Annotated in this window: 19 protein-coding genes and 2 pseudogenes; 1 reads left to right on the top strand and 20 read right to left on the bottom strand. The window is 33.9% G+C overall.

The genetic code is table 11. The features are described from left to right. On the top strand, window positions 1-206 hold a 206-nt coding region (locus BHF71_RS05630; RefSeq protein WP_141705336.1), incomplete at its 5' end, for an IS3 family transposase. 73 nt (window positions 207-279) lie between these two features. On the opposite strand, the gene sdhB is transcribed toward BHF71_RS05630, so the two are convergent. From sdhB to BHF71_RS05725, 20 genes and pseudogenes are all read right to left on the bottom strand, one after another. Continuing rightward, window positions 280-1,029, bottom strand: coding sequence for a succinate dehydrogenase iron-sulfur subunit (gene sdhB, locus BHF71_RS05635; RefSeq protein WP_069656697.1), 750 nt, complete (start codon window positions 1,027-1,029; stop codon window positions 280-282). Beyond that, window positions 1,026-2,786 (bottom strand): succinate dehydrogenase flavoprotein subunit, encoded by a 1,761-nt coding sequence (sdhA, locus tag BHF71_RS05640; RefSeq protein WP_069656698.1) that lies wholly within the window; start codon window positions 2,784-2,786, stop codon window positions 1,026-1,028. Before sdhA ends, sdhB begins: the two co-directional genes overlap by 4 nt. Window positions 2,787-2,803: 17 nt before the next feature. Next, complete coding sequence (locus BHF71_RS05645) at window positions 2,804-3,448, bottom strand: succinate dehydrogenase cytochrome b558 subunit (RefSeq protein ID WP_425425392.1); 645 nt, start codon at window positions 3,446-3,448, stop codon at window positions 2,804-2,806. Window positions 3,449-3,732: 284 nt separating this feature from the next. Continuing rightward, a complete protein-coding gene (uvrC, locus tag BHF71_RS05650; RefSeq protein ID WP_069656700.1) occupies window positions 3,733-5,496 on the bottom strand; it encodes an excinuclease ABC subunit UvrC in 1,764 nt (587 codons plus the stop codon). Between the two features lie 198 nt (window positions 5,497-5,694). Continuing rightward, complete coding sequence (gene trxA, locus BHF71_RS05655; protein ID WP_069656701.1) at window positions 5,695-6,012, bottom strand: thioredoxin; 318 nt, start codon at window positions 6,010-6,012, stop codon at window positions 5,695-5,697. Between the two features lie 144 nt (window positions 6,013-6,156). Then, the gene (locus tag BHF71_RS05660) at window positions 6,157-7,638 is read right to left on the bottom strand and encodes a spore germination protein (protein ID WP_069656702.1); all 1,482 of its coding nucleotides are present in this window, start codon (window positions 7,636-7,638) and stop codon (window positions 6,157-6,159) included. Window positions 7,639-7,674: 36 nt separating this feature from the next. Continuing rightward, the gene (locus BHF71_RS05665) at window positions 7,675-8,931 is read right to left on the bottom strand and encodes an MFS transporter (protein WP_084024284.1); all 1,257 of its coding nucleotides are present in this window, start codon (window positions 8,929-8,931) and stop codon (window positions 7,675-7,677) included. Window positions 8,932-9,410: 479 nt separating this feature from the next. Continuing rightward, window positions 9,411-10,515: pseudogene (locus BHF71_RS05670) on the bottom strand (IS3 family transposase). A gap of 202 nt (window positions 10,516-10,717) precedes the next feature. Continuing rightward, window positions 10,718-11,023 carry a hypothetical protein gene (locus BHF71_RS05680; protein WP_069656703.1) on the bottom strand — a complete coding sequence of 102 codons (306 nt, stop codon included), beginning with the start codon at window positions 11,021-11,023 and terminating at the stop codon, window positions 10,718-10,720. 102 nt (window positions 11,024-11,125) lie between these two features. Next, window positions 11,126-11,742: pseudogene (locus BHF71_RS12560) on the bottom strand (ATP-binding protein); the annotation flags it as partial. Between the two features lie 261 nt (window positions 11,743-12,003). Next, window positions 12,004-12,648: a hypothetical protein gene (locus BHF71_RS05685; RefSeq protein WP_069656704.1), complete on the bottom strand. Its 645-nt coding sequence runs from the start codon at window positions 12,646-12,648 to the stop codon at window positions 12,004-12,006. Window positions 12,649-12,722: 74 nt separating this feature from the next. After that, window positions 12,723-13,025: a S8 family serine peptidase gene (locus BHF71_RS05690; RefSeq protein WP_069656705.1), complete on the bottom strand. Its 303-nt coding sequence runs from the start codon at window positions 13,023-13,025 to the stop codon at window positions 12,723-12,725. Further along, window positions 12,982-13,122, bottom strand: a complete 141-nt coding sequence (locus tag BHF71_RS12565; RefSeq protein ID WP_141705337.1) for a S8 family serine peptidase — start codon at window positions 13,120-13,122, stop codon at window positions 12,982-12,984. Before BHF71_RS12565 ends, BHF71_RS05690 begins: the two co-directional genes overlap by 44 nt. A gap of 160 nt (window positions 13,123-13,282) precedes the next feature. Further along, the gene (locus BHF71_RS05695; RefSeq protein ID WP_069656706.1) at window positions 13,283-13,537 is read right to left on the bottom strand and encodes a PX domain-containing protein; all 255 of its coding nucleotides are present in this window, start codon (window positions 13,535-13,537) and stop codon (window positions 13,283-13,285) included. A gap of 460 nt (window positions 13,538-13,997) precedes the next feature. Further along, a complete protein-coding gene (locus BHF71_RS05700; protein WP_069656707.1) occupies window positions 13,998-15,515 on the bottom strand; it encodes a polyamine aminopropyltransferase in 1,518 nt (505 codons plus the stop codon). A gap of 26 nt (window positions 15,516-15,541) precedes the next feature. After that, entirely contained in the window at window positions 15,542-15,946 is a 405-nt protein-coding gene (locus tag BHF71_RS05705) for a DUF350 domain-containing protein (RefSeq protein ID WP_245683829.1), read from the bottom strand. 23 nt (window positions 15,947-15,969) lie between these two features. Continuing rightward, entirely contained in the window at window positions 15,970-16,518 is a 549-nt protein-coding gene (locus tag BHF71_RS05710; RefSeq protein WP_069656708.1) for a DUF4247 domain-containing protein, read from the bottom strand. Between the two features lie 33 nt (window positions 16,519-16,551). Beyond that, window positions 16,552-17,223: a PspA/IM30 family protein gene (locus tag BHF71_RS05715; protein ID WP_069656709.1), complete on the bottom strand. Its 672-nt coding sequence runs from the start codon at window positions 17,221-17,223 to the stop codon at window positions 16,552-16,554. Between the two features lie 39 nt (window positions 17,224-17,262). Next, the gene (locus BHF71_RS05720) at window positions 17,263-17,769 is read right to left on the bottom strand and encodes a DUF4178 domain-containing protein (protein ID WP_069656710.1); all 507 of its coding nucleotides are present in this window, start codon (window positions 17,767-17,769) and stop codon (window positions 17,263-17,265) included. 60 nt (window positions 17,770-17,829) lie between these two features. Beyond that, window positions 17,830-20,178, bottom strand: coding sequence for an endonuclease MutS2 (locus tag BHF71_RS05725; RefSeq protein WP_141705338.1), 2,349 nt, complete (start codon window positions 20,176-20,178; stop codon window positions 17,830-17,832). Between the last annotated feature and the right edge of the window lie 37 nt (window positions 20,179-20,215).

Raw genomic sequence — 20,215 nt, forward strand, 5'->3', positions numbered from 1 at the left:
CCAGAAAAGGAAATTGTTTAGATAATGCCAGCATGGAGAATTTCTTCAGCCACTTTAAGGCAGAGTGTTTTCATCTATACTCTTTTCGCACAACTGAAGAAGTAAAAAATGCCGTTAAAAGGTACATACGTTTTTATAATCATCACCGATTCCAAGAGAAATTAAATAACCTGAGTCCTTATGAATATAGGACTCAGGCTGCATAAATGTGCTTTTTTATTCCTGTCTACTTGACAGGGGTCAGTTCAATACGTGGGTTTCTTTTTGGTCTAAAAAATATTAAGTTGTAAAGAATTTCTTGAATGAGTAGATTGTTACTTGACGATTTATATCCGCAATTGATGTTGTTAATGGAATACCCTTTGGACAAGCTTTGACACAGTTTTGTGAGTTACCACAATCAGTTATACCACCTTCATCCATCAATGCCTCAAGACGTTCTTCTTTGTTCATTTCCCCAGTAGGATGTGCGTTAAATAATCGAACCTGACTGATTGGAGCAGCACCGATAAATGGTGATTTACTATTAACATTAGGACATACTTCTAAGCAAACTCCACAAGTCATACATTTAGATAATTCATATGCCCATTGCCTAATCTTTTCTGGCATTCTAGGTCCAGGACCCAAATCATATGTTCCATCAATCGGAATCCATGCTTTAACCCTCTTTAACGCGTCAAACATTCTGCTTCGATCGACCATTAAGTCACGAATAACAGGAAATGTTCTCATAGCTTCCAAACGAATTGGCTGTTCTAATTGATCAACTAACGTACTACAAGCCTGTCTAGCCTTACCGTTAATAACCATTGAACAAGCTCCACAAACCTCTTCCAAACAGTTCATTTCCCAAACAACCGGAGTAGTCGCTTCACCCTTAGCATTGACTGGATTTTTTTGAATCTCCATTAATGCACTGATTATATTCATATTAGCTCGATAAGGGATTTTGAACTCTTCTGTGTATGTTGGCTTATCTGGCCCTTCTTGACGAGTAATTATTAAATGGATTGTTTTTTCACTCATTTCATTGTCTCCTCCTTCGACACTGCATAATTTCGTGGTCTAGGTTTAATCAAAGAGACATCTACATCTTCGTACTCAAATTGCGGGCCATCCGGTGTGTATTTAGCCTTAGTTGTTTTTAGCCACTCTTCATCATTTCGGTTAGGAAATTCAGGTTTATAGTGAGCCCCACGACTCTCGTTTCGATTGTAGGCACCAATTGTAATTACCCTTGCCAATTCAAGCATTCCCATTAATTGGCGAGTAAATATAGTAACTTGGTTACTCCATTTTGCTGCATCGCTAATATTAATCTTCTTATAACGTTCCATAAGTTCTAAGATCTTTTCATCAGTCTTAAGCAATCGATCATTATAACGAACCACAGTAACGTTATCTGTCATCACTTTACCCAATTCTTCGTGAAGTTTATATGGATTCTCATTTCCATCCATATTTAAAATCTCATTATAATTTTGTTCCTCTAATTTCTTTTGCGCTTCAAAATATTTACTAGATATATCAGCAGAAGATTTTTGAAGTCCTTTGATATATTCAACTGCCTTTGGACCAGCAACCATTCCACTGTAAATAGCTGACAATAAGGAGTTAGCTCCTAGACGGTTTGCTCCGTGGTATTGGTAATCAACTTCACCAGCAGCAAATAGGCCAGGAATATTAGTCATATGATCATAGTCTACCCATAGACCACCCATAGAATAGTGAACACCAGGGAAAATCTTCATTGGAACTTTACGAGGATCGTCACCAACGAACTTCTCATAAATCTCCATGATTCCACCAAGTTTAATATCTAGTTCCTTTGGATCTTTATGGGATAGATCTAAATATACCTTGTTTTCACCATCAATTCCTAATCCTAAATCAACACAAACGTGGAAAATTTCACGTGTTGCAATATCACGTGGAACTAAGTTTCCATACGCAGGATACTTCTCCTCTAGGAAGTACCATGGTTTGCCATCTTTATAAGTCCAAACCCTACCACCTTCACCACGTGCAGACTCGGACATTAAACGTAACTTGTCATCTCCGGGTATGGCCGTTGGATGAATTTGGATGAATTCACCGTTAGCATAATATGCACCCTGACGAAACACAGCACTAGCTGCATATCCAGTATTAATTATAGAGTTCGTAGATTTTCCGAATATCATACCTGGCCCACCAGTTGCTAAGATAACGGCATCTCCTACGAATGTATGAATCTCCATACTTCTTAAATCTTGAGCCACAATTCCCCTTGCTCTGCCTTCATCATCAAGAACTAAAGATAAGAATTCAAAATGTTCATATTTAGTAACTAAACCTGCCACCTCATGACGTCTAACTTGTTCGTCTGCAGCATATAAAAGTTGCTGACCCGTTGTAGCACCCGCATAAGCAGTACGATGATGCTGAGTACCTCCAAAACGACGAAAATCTAGGAGCCCTTCGGGGGTTCTATTAAACATAACTCCCATTCGATCAAATAAGTGAATGATTCCAGGAGCCGCTTCTGTCATCGCTTTTACTGGAGGTTGGTTAGCTAAAAAATCTCCTCCATATACAGTATCGTCAAAATGAATCCAAGGCGAATCTCCTTCACCCTTAGTGTTTACGGCACCATTAATACCACCTTGAGCACAAACAGAATGAGAGCGCTTAACTGGCACTAATGAAAATAAATCTACATGTATACCTGCCTCAGCAGCTTTGACGGTTGCCATCAAGCCTGCTAATCCTCCACCGACTACGATTAATCTATTATTACTCATGAATTCCCGCTCCCCCTTTATCCTAGAGTTACTTGATTAACATATTCAGGACTAACATATGAGAATAAAATTAATACTGCTACGATAGATAATAGAACAAATACTGTCATAAAGAAATAGTTTGATATTCTTTGAGAACGAGGTCCTATGGTAATTCCCCAAGTAATTAAGAATGTCCATAACCCGTTACTAAAATGAAAAATCGCAGATATTACTCCGATTAAATAAAAAGTCATTGAAACTTTACTGCTCAATATATTCGTCATAAGGTCGAAGTTTAGTTCCTTTAATCCTAATCTAACTTGGATAGTAGTTTCCCAAACGTGCCAAATGACGAATAATAATGTAATTAAGCCTGTATATCTTTGAATTAAAAATTTTACGTTGTTAAAATAGCCATATGTGGTTACATTGTTTTGAGCTTGGAATGCAATATAAATTCCATAAATAGCATGATAAAGTAACGGTAAAAAAATCAGTCCCCATTCTAACACTGGAAGAAATGGTAAGTTTCTTATAAAACCTGCACCTTTTTCGAATGCTTCCGGTCCACGGGTAGCCAAATAATTAACTGATAAATGAACCAATAAAAAAGTTCCAATTGGTATAACGCCTAACAACGAGTGTAATTTACGGTTAAAATAATGTGTAGTAGCCACTATCTTTCCCCCCTCTAGTAATAGAAGAACATTCTGAAATTATTCACCTTCCTAGATCCTAAAACTCCCCCTATCCCCATAACCTCCTTTTATCATTAATCTATAATATTCTTCTTTTATTGACTTTTTATTAAAGTCATAAAATAAAGAAGATTGTGCGATATTTCTATTTTAATCCTTCTAATAATTTAGCGTCAAGAAGAGGTAAATATTATTATTCGAATCTTAAGACTTTTAAATTAAGAATATGGTTGATTTTGTTGGAATTTTTTAAAAATACTGTTATATTAGGTTAGATTTTCCTTAATTGTCTTGGCCAATTTATCTCCTATTCCAATTTTTCTAAACTCTTCCAAATCAGCAACTTTGATTTTTTCAATTGAACCGAAGTGCTTCAATAACAACCTTTTTCTTTTAGGACCAATTCCCGGTATCACATCTAACCGGGAGCTAATTAAACTTTTACTCCTCGTTTTACGATGAAAAGAGATAGCAAATCGATGGACTTCATCTTGGATCCGTTGTAATAAATAAAATTCTTGACTATTCCTTTCTAACTCAAGTGGTACAGGAGGATTTCCCATCACTAAAACTGATGTTTTATGCTTCTCATCCTTTTGAAGACCTGCAACAGGAACAAATAAACCCAATTCATTTTCTAGTACATCAACAGCTGCTTTTATCTGTCCAATACCTCCATCAACAATAATCAAATCTGGTAAGTTGAGTCCTTCTTTTAAAACTCTAGTGTATCTTCTTCTAATAACCTCTCTCATAGTTTCATAATCATCAGGACCTTCAACAGATTTGATTTTATACTTCCTATAGCTTGACTTATCGGGTTTACCATCAATAAATACAACCATCGCCGATACAGGATCTACCCCTTGAATATAGGAATTATCAAAGGCTTCGATGCGATGCAAAATTCCAATCCCTAGTTTTTCTCCTAATCTTTCAATGGCTTGTAAAGTTCTAGAGTCATTTCTCTCTTCTAGTCTAAATTTCTCATTAAGAGCGTTTGAAGCATTTATCATTGCCATTTCTACTAACTTTTTCTTCTGTCCCCGCTTCGGTTGATGAACCTTGATCTGTAACCACTCTTCCAATAGCTCTTTGTCAACATTGTTAGGTAATAAAATTTCTTTTGGTAACACAGGATTTTCAAAATAGTATTGCGTTACAAATGATAAGAAAAACTCCTCATCTGATTCATAATATGGAAAAATAGATACTTCACGCTCAATTAAATTACCCTGCCTCATAAAAAAGACCTGTACACACATCCATCCTTTATCAACATGATAGCCAAAGATATCGCGATCTACTCTATCATTCAAATTAATCGCCTGTTTATTCATTATCGCTTCAATACCGTAAATCTGATCCCGATATTCCTTTGCTCTTTCAAATTCTAAATTTTCAGCCGCTTTTTCCATTTTTTCTTGCAATTCTTCTTTAATATTCTTATAATCCCCTTGAAGAAAGCGAACAATATTGTTTATTATCTCTTCATAGTTTTCTTTTTTAACCGGGTACTCACAAGGGCCCAAACATTGCCCCATATGATAGTAAAGACAAACGCGATTTTTAATATTCTTACATTTTCTTAAAGGGTATATTTTATCTAGGAGACGTTTCACCTGTTGTGCCGCTCCAGCATTTGGATAAGGTCCAAAATACTTCGCCTTATCTTTTTTAACTTTTCTGGTAATTTCAAGTCTAGGATGCCGGTCTAAGGTTAGTTTGATGTATGGATAAGTCTTATCATCCTTCAACATTATATTATATTTAGGACGATATTTTTTTATAAGATTATTTTCTAGAATAAGAGCTTCAATCGCTGAGTCAGTGATTATATATTCAAAATCACTAATCTCATTGACTAACCTTTGGGTCTTAGCATCGTGACTTCCTGTAAAATACGATCGGACTCGATTTTTTAATATCTTAGCTTTTCCCACATAAATAACTTGACCTTCAGTATTTTTCATCAAATAACAACCTGGTTTATCTGGAAGTAAAGATAATTTTTCTTTAAGCAAACTCATAAAACTACCTCTGTTTTCTATAATTACATCTACATTTTAACATAATTGACACATTAAAAACTCCTCTATGAAGAAGTTAATTCTTCTCTTACAATAATTTTTCTCATATACCGAGTATTATAGACAAGTTTTATTTTGTATAAGTGCAACTTTTAGAAGTGAAACAAAAAACCCCCAAAAAGGGGGCTTACTATAAGTTTATAAATATTTACCAATCGTAGCCATTAATTTTTCTTTTGGTTGGAAACCAACGATTTTCTCTACTGGTTTACCGTCCTTAAACAATAATAATGTTGGAATCCCCATAATTCCATACTTGGTAGCAGAAGCTGGGTTTTCATCAACATTTAATTTGGCAATTTTTAATTTGTCTCCTACTTCCTGATCAATCTCTTCTAATACTGGAGCGATCATTTTACATGGTGCACACCATGGAGCCCAAAAATCTACTATCACAGTTCCAGTACTTTCTACATCTGTTGCAAATGATTGATCTGTTACATGTACAATTGCCATTATAAATCCTCCTCTTTATTAAAAAATCTTTAACATAGAAGTAAGTATAACATTTGAACTTAAAAATATCCAATACAAAAGTACAAAAATAGAGAATCAATAAAGCACAATAATTTCATTAAATATGTTCAAAATGAATTCTTATTACTCGCCCGGACTTCTATCAGGATCATCTGGGGATAAAATCTTTGGCCTTTTATTTTTATATGGCATTGGCGATCTCACAATAACATCAAGTAATGCTTTACCATTAAATGGGATTAACGGCCATAAATACGGTGTATCAAACGATTTTGAAAAAACAAGAAACAGGAACCACAGTAATATACCAATAATAAATCCCCATTTACCCAGTACGAATACCATGATCAATAGGTAAATTCTTACTAAGCGATTAGCCATACTCAACTCATAACTTGGCGTAGCGAAGGTTCCTATGGTGGCAATTGCTAAATACAAAATCACCTCTTTAGTGAACAATCCCACATCTATCGCCATCTGTCCAATAATAATAGCAGATATTAAACCTAAAGCAGTCGCCAAAGGGGAAGGAGTATGAACAGCCGCCATCCTTAAAATATCAACTCCTAATTCGGCAAAGATGAACTGCCAAAAAATAGATATTTGTCCAATTTTATTAGGACCAATATATTTTAAGTTTTCTGGTAGAAGAGATGGATTCTGCACAACTAAAAACCATAGCGGAAGTAAAATCACAGAAAGAATCATTGCAAAAAACCTGATCCACCTCAAATATGCTCCTATTATCGGTTTTTGTCGATATTCCTCAGCATGTTGGACATGATGAAATAAAGTAGTGGGGGTTATCATTACACTTGGAGAAGTATCCACATAAATCAATACGTGTCCCTCTAATAGATGTACAGCTGCAACATCAGGTCTTTCTGTGAATCTTACCATCGGGTAAGGATTCCAATGGTTGGAAAATAAATACTCCTCTAAAGTTTTTTCAGCCATTGGTAGCCCATCTATTTCAGCATTATCTAATTTTTTCTTAATCCGCTCAACAAGGTCTGGATTCGCTATATCCTCTATATAAGCAATGGCAATATCCGTTTTGGAACGTTCACCAACTTGCATATATTCCATTCTTAAAGAAGGGTCACGGAGTCTTCTTCTTGTTAATGCGGTATTGAAAATTAGCGTTTCAACAAAACCATCACGTGAACCCCTTACTACTCTTTCGATATCAGGCTCTTGCGGACCTCTAGCAGGGTATGTCCTGGCGTCAATTAAGATAGCTTCATCTTCCCCATCGACAAAAAGCGCCAAAGGTCCTGATAATACTTGTGTAACTATCTGTTTAAAGTCATCAGACGTTTCAACTTCCAGATAGCCAATCTCTGTCTCTAATAAATGTTTTAATGTATTGGGAACAAGTTCTTCCCATTCCCTTTGACTCAAATGGATCATGATGTAATTCATAATATCGTCTTTAGCAAAACCATCAACGAAGTAAAGAGCAAATTCTTTTCCAGCATAATGAAGTTTACGATATATTACATCAAAACTCTTATCTACTCCCAAAATTTCATTCATAAACAAAACATTCTCAGCTAAATTTTTACTTACCTTTTTACTTTCAAGCTTTTGTTGGATAGTCATTATATTCTACCTTCTTTCTCCTAGAAGATAACAACACTACATATCGGTTTTATTTAAAGTATTTCCACTATTTACAGATTTCATAAAATACCAAGTTAATATTTGGGTACTACCTGATAACATTAATAAGTATCGTAGATGCTCCTTACCTATTGCTTTGATAAAGAAAATAAAAATCAGAATAATAAGGATTCTACCAAAATTCAAGCCAATTTCTCGGATAACAATATATTCACCACTTAATCTTGCCGAAGATTTAGATTCACCTATCTTGTCAAAGACTTTTGATGTTAAAGGAATAAAATATAATGGAGCAAAAATACTTGTTCCAATGCCATAGATCATAATCGTCACATAACTTGTATATATCACCATCGGAATCACTGCTAATGCCATCATAAATGAACCAATCATCATCGAAAGATTGCGCCAATCCTTTTTTAATATTTTTCCCACTATGTAGTAAGAAACGAGGGCAACAGCTGAAATTACCATCGAATAAACTCCTAGAGAAAATTCTTTTCCCGTAGAGATATAAACTAATAAACCAGTTAAAAATGTGATAACCCCATCCCTAAGCCCCTGGGCTGTCATTCCCAAAAAGATATTTTTCCATTCTAAATCCTCAATAACCCCTTTAAATGCTTTTAATAACCGATAACTCCCACTTAACTCACGTTTATGGAATAAAAAGCTAAGCAATACTGTAGCTAAAAAAATTATTAATGATACCAAAAAAATGATTTTATAACCAGAAAAACCAGCTTTTCTAGAGATAATCCACCCAGATAAAAAAGGTGCAATTATCCCACCTAAAGACGTAAATAAACCATTCCAACCATTAAAAACATCACGATTATTTGATTCAGTTATTTCAAAATATAAGAGGTTATAAGCAAACCAATAAAAACCTTGACCAATACCTAATAAGACTCCTAAAATCATGTAATATTTACTAGCACTAGGGCCAAACATTAAAACAGCTAAATAAAAGAATGATAAAAATGTAACCCCAAATCTAAGAATAATAACCCGATCATATTTTTTTGTAATCCTCCCCGCTACGATAAAGGTAAGCATCATTACTAGGTACTGATAAAAATTGAACCAACCAATGATTAAATAATCTTTCGTCAACTTCCAAAGATAAACATTAACAAAGGTGTTGGAAAGGGTAACGGCTATAGTAAATAGCGTGCTAATTATTAGTAGTAATTTGGTATCTTTCCCTAAAACTTTGGGGTGAAAAAAATTCATTCTATGGGCTATTTTTTGATTAAACCTCTCCTCCAAAATTATCACTCCAAAAAATAGACTTATATTAATATGACCTTATTTAGAAAAATAAATACACTAGATTATTTCCTAAGAAATTGTAAAAGAACAAGAAAGCTAAGATCACCATGTGCATTGCATTTTCGTTGACAAGTAGGAAGTTATATTTTGTAACGTGCTCACCTTTTCCGTTTCACTCCCAAAAGTCGCACTTATTAAAAATACTATTCTTTATTGAGAATGTGTATCTTGTAAAAATGTAGCTTTTAGAATGAAATAAAAAAAAGCCACCTAAGTGACTTCATAAATCAAATAAAAAATGTTAATAATAATTTCTCTCAGGCAAATCCCTTTCACCAACAAAGATAACATCTTAAAAGTTTTCCTTATTCTCTTGCTGGAATTTTCTTAAGCGTTTCAATAGTACCATCGACAATAGTCGACATTTGGCTTACCTGGACTTAAGTCAATATTTTAGACACAAAAAGTATGACATTTTATGCAATTGATTTTTCAAGTTCGTCAGGGGTTAAAAATCCAATTCTTCCATGGAGGCGATTTCGGTTGCACCACCCTTCTATATATTCAAATAAAGCAACTTTGGCTTGGTCAAAGCTTAAATATGTTTTTTGATATACTTCTTCTTTTTTTAAAACTGCATGAAAAGACTCGATAGCTGCATTATCATAGGGGTTACCTTTTGCGCTATAAGAACGTTTAACCTGATAGTTGTCAGTAGCTTTTAAATATTCTAAACTTTGGTATTAGCTTCCACGATCAGTGTGTATAATCACTCCTTTAGGAATCCTTGATTGAACATAGCATTATATAGTGCGTTTGTTACAATAGAGGAATCCATAGATCGACTAAAATAATAACCTACAATTTTTTGTGAAGCTAAATCCATAATAGAAGCTAAATAACACCAGCCATCTCTTAGGGTATGGATATAGGTAATATCTGCAACCAATTTTTGATTTATGGTCTTTGCCTTAAAATCTTGTTCTAATAGATTAGGTAAATCTTTTTCTTTAGAGTTTGATTTTTGAGGGAGAAACTTTTATAAACCACAGCAAATAAACCTAAGTTCTTCATAAGACGTTGAAAACGTTTTAAACTAGGGATTACATCTAATAAATTTTCTTTTTTCATAATTTCACGAATTTTAGGAGTGCCATAACGCCCTTTAGATTGATCAAAAATACTTTGGATATTCTTTGATAACTCTATTTTCCAATGACCGTTTTGAAGGCTTTGTACGCTTTGAGGCATAAAAAGAACTTCTGGAGATCCCTAAAGAATTACAAATACTTTTAACCAAAAATTTTTCTTTTAACTTATCTGCTGTCTCGAATAAGCTGGATTTACTTACTTTTTGGCTAATATGGCCATAGCCTTTTTTAATATTTCATTTTCCTCCCGGAGTCTTGCCATTTCTTTTTGAAATGCTTTGATTTCCTGTGGAGTTATTGATTCATCAGTATCAACTTGAACAGGTGTACGTTGCTTAACCCACCTTTGGATTGTACCAGCAGGGATGCCATATTCGCCTTCGAGACTTGCGTAAGTGCGTTTTGTTGTATTGTATAGGTCGACAATCATCTGTTTAAATTCTTGATTGTATCTATTACCTTTGCTGTTTTTCAAACTAGACACGTCCTTCTGCAAGTCATATACTCATTGATAATCAATACACTTCACTATTAAATATTGGTAATATGACTCTTCAAGCCATTGAAGATTAATTGAAACATTCAGTATAAGAGTTAACTTTTTTTGTGTCCAAGATATTAACTCAAATCCACTACTTATCAAAAGCCTTTGTTACTTTATAATTTATAAAAACAAATAAAAATATAACCACTATTGCGACCGTATTTATGGTAGTAAATACAAGTTTGTATATGATTATTAATCCGATAGCCCCAAGTCCAACAACTAGTACTCCCTTGTACTTCTTACTAGAGTTATAAAAATACTGTGTAACAGATAGTGTAATCATAAAAATTATACTGGAAAAAAATGATACTAATAAATTAATTTTAGCATTAATAATTAAAAAAAATATAAGCCCAAATAATAAATCTATAGAAACTTTTAATATTTTCATATACTTCCCCCTAACACATGGAAAAATCATTACAAATACACTTAAACTTTATTTTCCAATGACAAGTGTAACTGTCAAGAAAAATTGAACACTTTTTGCTAATTAATTTTGAACACTTTCATGTCCAAAAATGGTAATTCTATGCCGCATTCTGTAGCTGTCACTATTTAAACGAACTACTTCAGCTCGATGTATCAGACGATCTAATATAGCAGTAGTGATTGCTGGGACCCCTAATAGTTATCCCCATTTATCTGGTTCTTTATCATATAGATCATTTATCAAAAATAATATAGATTTGCTTCATTTTGATTCATAGCCATAAACATCAGATCATCAATGATGACTAAATAGGAATCCCGTACTCTTTTCATTCTTGTTTGGACCCTACGAGAAATGTCTTCTGTCTTGAGTAAATGTATGAGCTCGCCCATAGAGACAAACGACACTTCGTAACCTTTTTTTTACAGCATCCATACCTAGTACTACTGTCAAGTGGGTTTTACCCACACCTAGCGGACCAAGTAAGATTAGGTTGAATAATTGATCTAGCCATGCAAATTCTTTTAGTTGATTTAATTGTTTTTTGCTTAGTGATTGCTGTTCTTTAAGATCAAATTCATCTAATGTTTTGTTGTATGGGAATGGTGCCCATTTAATTCTTTTCTCAAATTGTTTTCTTCCCTTCGTTTTTGTTCGTAACTAAGCAGTTGACTGAGTCTTTTGCAAAATAACGTTTTTCCATAAAAAAGATAAACTAACCCTATTGAAAAGTTGGTGATTTTTTTACCCCTCCATCTAGCTAATATCTATTAATTTAACATAGATTGTAGATTTATTGGTAAATAAGTATTCAATCTTATCTAGCGGAAACTGTCCATTTTAGTTTAGCATTCACAACTAGATTGTCAAAGTAATATAACTATCCTCCTCAGTAATATATAACTACACTTTACTAAGGAGGATAAATCACTTATAAATCAGTCTGATAAAGTGGTTTCCATACCCGATTCCCAATATTGAACTTCAATTGGATTATTGAAATTTGAATCTTCATAACGTATCATAACGTCATATACAATATAGGCGCCCCAATAATCAGACCATTGTTTATATTGATAATACTCTATATAAGTAGGATCAATACCCGCATCTAAAAGTAAATCATATATAACTGCGGCAGAGGCTGCAGCAAAACTTCCTTTCCAAGTAGCTTCTGCAATATATTCCAATGTTTGCGCTTTTTTTAGATATCCTCCCAATTTAGCCCATGACATATTAAAAACTGTACCAGCAATAACACTTACTACAACATTTAAATCTTCATTTGTGATTTCTCTAAATACAGAATCTGTTATTCTGATTGCACTACCATCTATCACTACGGCATTTATTGAAAATTCATTTTCCACGTCATTTGCATCTGCTACACCTTCCTTAGATAAATTCAAGAAAAAATCTATACTCTTACTCGATCTAATAAAATTTCCGTCTTTATCAATGAAAAATACTTTTGCATTATTTTTCTTGATTATTAAATGTGGATTTTTTGCTAAAACATTGTTTGATAAGGTAAAAATTAAAGAAAACAAAAGTAAAATAGAAACAACTTTTTTCAATCTCATAAATAATCACTCCATAAATTTATTTTTATTCAAAAAAATATATTTGATCTATTTTATACTTTTAAATCCATCCACTAACCATTACCATACTCAAACGAATCTCCTAAATATATTGTCAATTCATTTAATAGATTCCTTAACTGAACATTAGAAAGGCTTGGTTTAGCTTCCCATACAAGAGCTGCTACACCTGCAATATGTGGGGATGCCATGGATGTTCCGTAAAATGAAGCATAACTGTTATTTGGCACTGTGCTTAGAACCTCTACACCAGGTTCAACTAATTCTAGTTGTCTTCCAACACTAGAAAAACTAGCACGATTATTGTTTTGATCAGGCTGCTGGATAAGTAATCGTTCCTTTTTTTGCATAGCCATTATTACCCGCTGATGCGACTAGTAGAATACCAGATTGATAGGCTTTGTCTACTGCTCTTTTTATAGTTTTAGATTTGATAGTGCCACCTAAGCTCATATTGATAATGTTCGTATTGTGTTTAAGTCTTCATGTGTATAGTCTATTCCTGTATCTATTATTCCTATTTTAATTCCCTGTCCTGTATAACCTAAATCATGCGCATCTGTAGCTTTAACATGGGTTACTCCCCAAGGAGTCACTTGACTTGTTGCATGAGCTATGGCATCTTTTCAATATAAGCTATATTAGGATTCTTAGTTAATTCAGTTACAGCTTTTTCCGATAATTTTGCTACTATAACTGGAAAATGTTTATATTGCCTATTGATTTCCCCGCCATGATTCTTTATAATATTCTTATTGACTTTAGATTTGAATGCTATAAAGTAAGTGTTCCCAGCACTATTTGGTGGGGATTTTTCTTGGGCAAAAGATGTTGTGACTAATGATAGTATCAGCAATAATGAAGTCAATTCGTTTCACTTCTATTTCACCTCCTCTCCAAAATACTTCTCTTTTTAATCTCTGCTTTTTCCATTTATGTTCTCTTCACAATGAATTATATTCGATAATCTCTTTGCTGTAAATTGGGAAAATTGGTAGATCATACCTTGGATAATTCAACCTTTTTAAGGTGAATTTGCGCAACTTTTTTGAAAGATTTTTTATTGAAATTAACTATTTTTATGATATATTTGGCATAATAGGTATTTTCTACTATTGTAAAAAATCCAGTCAATACTATTAAGTTGTCTATTGTTTTGTTAGCATAGGTAACAGAGATACATTTTTAAAATGTTATGCTTATTTTCCAATTTCACCCTAATTCCCCCGAGAAATTATATCGATAAAAAGTTGTATTTTGTATAAGTGCTTTTTTTGGATATAAAAAAAAGAAGCCACATATGTGACTTCATAAACCAAATTAAGATGTTAATAATAATTTTTCCACGCTTTCTGATATAAATCGATAAGGATCGGATGATTTAAAGTATTTATTTTTAAATTAGGTAAATCTCCTTCATCTTTTCCAAAGTGAAACAAACTCGGAATCAAATCATCAGATAAATATTTAGTTTCAATATTAAGTTTAATCTTATCAATATTTGGTTTTTCTCTACCAGCTAAAATGAATCCCCAATTACCAAAGGATGGAATCTCAACATGATAATTCAAAACTTTTAGTCCCGTCGCTTCAACAGTCTTGCTTATCGTCCAATAAACTTCCCTTGCAAATAGAGGACTGGTAGCTTGAACGCTGATAGCACCATCAGGGGATAAGTGGTTTCTTAATTGGGTATAAAAGGTACGAGTATATAACTTGTTTAAACTCTCATTGTTTGGATCGGGTAAATCGACAATTATAACATCATAAATGTTTTCTTGATTCTCTTGCAGAAATTTAAGAGCATCTTGATAGTAAAACTTTACCTTTTCACTTTCTAACGAACCTTTATTTAGCTTTTTTATTAAGGGGTCAGTTTTACTAAACTCGATCAACTCGCGGTCTAGATCAACTATTGATATCCGTTTAACGTCATCATATTTTAGAATTTCACGTAATGCTAATCCATCTCCGCCACCAAGTATTAGGATATTGTCTCTCTTTTTAGCTACATTCATCGGAAGATGAACAAGTGCTTCATGGTATCGATATTCATCAGTAGATGAAAATTGGATGTTACCGTCGATAAAAAGACGAATATCATCCTTCTGTCTAGTAACTATGATTCTTTGATAAGGTGTCTCAAAAGCCCTTACAACAGGATCACGATAAAGTTTTTGCTCAAAATTAAACCAAATTTCATTCCCAAAGATGAATCCTAATCCTAAAATAAATAACAAGAAAATCCCAATGAATATCAGTTTCTTTGGTGACTTGATCTCCTTTTGAAAAGAAATTGTAATCACAATACCGATCAAAATATTAAAAATAGCAATTAAAAACCCAGTTTTAACAAATTCTAAATATGGTCTTAATAGAAGAACAAAGGCAACTGTTCCTATCAAGCTACCAATATAATCAAAAAATAAAACTCTAGCAGTACTTTTATTTAACTTCGAGCCTAATTCTGAGGCTTTCCTAATCAAGATCGGCATCTCTAAACCCGTCAAACCACCCACTACTGTAATGACAAAATATAAAAAGATTGCATCAACACCATCACCAACATAGGCAGTAATACCAAATAAAATAAGAATCGAAAAACCACCTATAGTTCCTATCAAATATTCCACAATTACAAAAACCTGGACTAACTTATCATTTATCTTTTCACTAAGATAAGCCCCTATGCCCATTCCAGTTAAAAATAAACCAATGGTGATAGAGTATTGTTTTACCCCATCACCTAAAATATAACTTCCAACCGCTCCAAATAATACTTCAAAAATAATGCCACAAATAGAGACGATAGCACTAGCCCAATATAATTTTTTAATCTGATCCATCAATTCCACCTATTTTTCTACAAAAATTAAGTAATACTAGCTCCTACAACAAGTGCAATCCCTATAGAAATTAGAAAAGACAATAGCCCAACCGCTCGATTATCTTTTTCAATCTCTTCATCAACTTTAAACTGTGGGGTGAAAAATTCAAATAAATAATAAGCTATCAACTGTAATCCAAATCCAAAAGCCCCCCAAATAAAAGCACTCCAAAGAGAATCATTATGGTAAATTGAAAATGCTAGTATGATTGCGACAGCAACAATTTTACCACCCGTAGCAAGCGCAACAGATATATTGCCGTTCTTTATTTCCTGCCAATCATTATATTTAGTTACAACTTCAAAAATAGCTAGAAAAATAACGATTGATAATACCGCTAAAACAAAATAAGCACCTGTTAAAACGTAGATATTATCCCAAATTGACACTTCTATCACCTCTTTATTAGTTATTATTTTCCAGCACTTGGCCCGCCACCTCGTATTGTTGTATTACCTGATGAGCCAATGCGAATAGAACCAGTTTTGCCTGTTCCTCTATAGGGAGTATATCCTTTCGGACCAATATATCCTCGATATTTTCTCTTATAGCTTACTTCAAAGATATCTTCGACTATATTAGCAATTAAATAAGCTTCAAATAAACTAAGATCATAATTATCTTTGACAAATTGTCGGTCAGCAACTTCAATTAACACATCGTCTGGTTCTTCAATATCCTGCATCACAGTAACAAGATAATCATTATAAATCAAAAACATCCTTTCAGGATCTTCCATGCTTTTTTGTAATGGAGGATACTGCGATGCAATCGTATTAGCAGTTTCAATAACGGTTTGATTCTGTGCCCGATAAATATTAGCAAAATCATTTCCAAATTGACTTGGAACGACATTTTCAAGTGGATACTTATTAGAGATCGCACTAGAAACATTGCCACACCCTGTTAGCAGAAGTGTGGCAAAGGAAACTATGAGTAAGATTAATAACCTTTTTTTCAAACCCTCACCACCTATCCCGCTAATTAAAACTCATTATTCATCCTTTTTACCTAGTTTTTCCTTAAGTTTTGCTAACTCATCTTCAACACTTGAATCTTCTAAAGCAGCAAGTTCATCATCTAATGTGGAATTCATCTTTTTTAACTCCATACTGGCTTCGGCTTCTGCTTCTAATTCAAGAACTTTTTCAGACATCCTTTCAAATCCTTTAGCAGCATTATCTGTTCCAAAATTACTCATAGTCTTGTTAATCTTCTTTTGAGCTTTAGCAGCCTCAGCACGAGCAACTAAGGTTGCCTTTTTATTCTTCATATTTTCAAATTCGTCTTTCATTTCTCTAAGTTGCTTGCGCAATTGATCAGCATTAGACTTTGCATTCTCATATTGTACTTTGAAATCATCAACTTTCTCTTGATGTACTTTTTTATCAATTAAAGCCTTTCTAGCCAATTCTTCATTGCCAGCCTCTAGCGCTTTCATCGCCTGTTGCTCTCTTTTTTCAACCATCTCCTGTGCTTCTTCTAACTGCTGTTTAAATTTCTTTTCAATGGCAATTTGCTTAGCAACAGCAACTTCAGCTTCAGCTATATCTTGTTCTAATTCTCTTAAATATTGGTTTAACATTTTTATTGGGTCTTCAGCCTTATCCAATAATTCATTTAAACTTGCCTTTGTTAAATCACTTAGTCTTTTAAATAAACTCATCATTTTATCCTCCTTTTATATTCTTTAAATCTATTGTTTTTAGCTACCTGCTAACCAACTAATTTCTTTTAAACTAATCGGATAACCGTAACTTATCTCTAAATCACTACCCCACTTTTCTACCGATAAATAGTGTTCTTCGTCATCAGATTCAAAATCCCAATATTCCACCTGTTGCCCTACGACAGCACCTGCCTGACCAACAACTTCAGTAATTCTCGCAAAGCCATGTTCTTCAAGGTAATAGCGAATACCATTGATATCAAGTCGATCCTTTACATCTGTTATTTGGGTAGGTATTCTTTCGTATATCCCTAATTCTAGTTCATCGTCTTGTTCAACTGCCAACCAAATATTCTTTTTATCTCCTTTTAGATGATAGGCAATCCACTTATATCCAGAATCCGAATATCCTAATTTACCGATAACTAAATAATCTTCTAAGTCATAGGTTACAATATCGTTGATTTGTAAACTAAAGACATCCCTCCTTGGTTGAACTGTCTTCTTTTCTTTTTTTTTAAAGAAAATATCAAATAAACCCAACCTAATCACCCCTCTTATTTGTATTCTTACGTTCTTAAATCTGGAAGGTTTCAATAATTTTTATTTTAATTCAACAACCGTTACTCCTGATCCTCCCTCACTAAACTGGCCTAATCTAGTACGTTTTACATGAGGATGTTTTTTTAAGAAGTTTTGTAATCCAGTCCTCAAAGCCCCAGTACCTTTACCATGGATAATTGATACCTGTCCAAAGCCCTGCATAAAAGCCTCGTCTAAATAGCGATCGATTTCTATTATCGCCTCTTCAACGGTTTTGCCACGAACATCTATCTCTGACTTAGCATCTGAACTTCTTTTTACTGTCGTCAGTTTGATCTCTTTGTGTTGCTTTTGTTTTACTTCGATAACTTCTAGATCGGACTTATCTATTTTCATTTTTAAGATGCCAATCTGAACCAGATATTCCTTGTCGCTTACCTTTTCTAGGACTGTCCCTTTTTGTCCATAACTTAATACTTTCACTTGATCACCAATTTCTATTTTGGCATTTTTGGATTTTTTCCTTGGCTTTGGTTTGGCTACCTCAGGAACGGATTCATCTAATCGTTTTTTCATCTCTATCAAACGATGTTCTTTAATTCCCACTTGCTCTTCTTTTGCCATCTTACGCAACTCTGCAATGATTTCTTCCGCTTCTTTCTTCGCTTTTTTGACAATAGCTTCAGCACTTTGTCTAGCCTCTTCAAGTAGGCGGAGTTTATTACTTTCAAAACTAGCAATTTTTTCTTCAAGTTCTTGACTTCTGATTTCGATCTCTTTTCTCAATAGTTCTGCTTGATAACGCTCTTTTTCGGCAGTTCGTTGATTTTTTTCTAGAGATTCAATCATCGACTCTACCTGCAAATTGTCATCGCTAATTTGCCCCTTAGCAAAATCGATAATATCTTGAGATAATCCCAGTCTTTTAGCAATGGCAAAGGCGTTACTACGTCCAGGTACTCCAATCAGTAGACGATAGGTAGGTCGGAGGGTTTCAACATCAAATTCCACACTTGCATTAATAACATCTTTACGATTATAGGCATAAGCTTTTAGTTCACTATAATGGGTAGTAGCTACCACCTTAGCTCCCTTCGTTCTAATCTTTTCTAGGATCGCAATCGCTAAAGCCGCTCCTTCTGTTGGGTCAGTACCTGCTCCTAACTCATCCAGTAGAATTAGACTATCACTATTCATTTTTGCTAAGATATCTACGATATTAGTTAGATGTCCTGAAAAGGTACTTAAACTCTGTTCAATACTTTGTTCATCCCCAATATCAGCATAAACAGCAGAAAACACTGCCACTTCACTTTCATCTTCTGCAGGAATATGTAATCCAGCCATCGCCATCAACGTTAACAGTCCCAATGTTTTTAACGTTACAGTTTTACCGCCAGTATTGGGACCGGTAATGACAATTGAATTGAATTCTTTTCCTAAATGAATATTAATAGGCACAACCTTATTAGCTGGGATCAGTGGATGTCTAGCTTTTTTTAAATCTACAATTCCCAAATCATTTAATTTAGGCATTGTAGCCTTCATCTCCAGAGCAAGTTCTGCTTTAGCTTGTATAAAATCTAGTTTGCTGAGATGTTCAATATTTTTAGTTAAAGTATCGGCCTCTAACCTAACTTCATCACTTAATTCCTTAAGGATTTTCTCAATTTCCTTTTCTTCCTTCATTTGAGTTTCTTTAAGTTGATTATTGATTTGAACTACAACCTCTGGTTCAATAAAAAGCGTAGCCCCTGAAGCAGATTGGTCATGCACCATTCCCCCAAATACTGAACGATACTCCTGCTTAACAGGTATTACATATCTGCCGTTACGGATAGTGATTATCGGTTCTTGAAGCATTTTTTGGTTACTTGTGTTTCGTAGTATTTGTTCTAGTTTTTCTTTCACCCTAGCTTCAAGCGTCCGGATCTGCTGACGAATTGTCCTTAATGCAGGACTTGCCGTATCCATGATTTCTCCGTATTCATTGATACAACTATTAATCTTTCCTTCTATTTCCTCCAATTCATTTATTTCAGTAGCATGGGAAAGTAAAATAGGTAGCGGATTTTTATCAGCGAGGTTAATGATAGAACGTTTTACCTTCTTACCGGCATATAGCGTATTGGATATCTCCAGTAATTGCTCAGCCGTTAGATTTCCACCAATATTTAATCTTTTTATATATGCACGAATATCCCTAATTCCTCCAAGTGGTAGCCCACCCTTTAGACGAATAACATCTAATGCTTCTTTTGTTTCTTCTTGCATTTGCAATGCTTGATGTAAGTCATTAGTGGGTATTAATTGTTGACATAACTCTTTACCGATAGCAGAAGACGCCTTATTTTCCAACATACTAATAATTTTAGGGAATTCTAATGTATCTAATCCCCGGATATTCACAAAAAATCCTCCCTTTATTTGTAAAATATAAAACATC

Source organism: Vulcanibacillus modesticaldus (genome assembly GCF_001730235.1).
GTDB classification, from domain to species: Bacteria; Bacillota; Bacilli; order Tepidibacillales; family Tepidibacillaceae; genus Vulcanibacillus; species Vulcanibacillus modesticaldus.

Coding starts and splice junctions, on each gene's coding strand:
- uvrC (WP_069656700.1), bottom strand. CDS start 5,496: ATGAGTTTGCTTAAAGAAAAATTATCTTTACTTCCAGATAAACCAGGT.
- BHF71_RS12565 (WP_141705337.1), bottom strand. CDS start 13,122: ATGAGCTTAGGTGGCACTATCAAATCTAAAACTATAAAAAGAGCAGTA.
- BHF71_RS05685 (WP_069656704.1), bottom strand. CDS start 12,648: ATGAGATTGAAAAAAGTTGTTTCTATTTTACTTTTGTTTTCTTTAATT.
- sdhA (WP_069656698.1), bottom strand. CDS start 2,786: ATGAGTAATAATAGATTAATCGTAGTCGGTGGAGGATTAGCAGGCTTG.
- BHF71_RS05680 (WP_069656703.1), bottom strand. CDS start 11,023: ATGAAAATATTAAAAGTTTCTATAGATTTATTATTTGGGCTTATATTT.
- BHF71_RS05690 (WP_069656705.1), bottom strand. CDS start 13,025: ATGGCTATGCAAAAAAAGGAACGATTACTTATCCAGCAGCCTGATCAA.
- trxA (WP_069656701.1), bottom strand. CDS start 6,012: ATGGCAATTGTACATGTAACAGATCAATCATTTGCAACAGATGTAGAA.
- BHF71_RS05660 (WP_069656702.1), bottom strand. CDS start 7,638: ATGACTATCCAACAAAAGCTTGAAAGTAAAAAGGTAAGTAAAAATTTA.
- BHF71_RS05715 (WP_069656709.1), bottom strand. CDS start 17,223: ATGAGTTTATTTAAAAGACTAAGTGATTTAACAAAGGCAAGTTTAAAT.
- BHF71_RS05700 (WP_069656707.1), bottom strand. CDS start 15,515: ATGGATCAGATTAAAAAATTATATTGGGCTAGTGCTATCGTCTCTATT.
- sdhB (WP_069656697.1), bottom strand. CDS start 1,029: ATGAGTGAAAAAACAATCCATTTAATAATTACTCGTCAAGAAGGGCCA.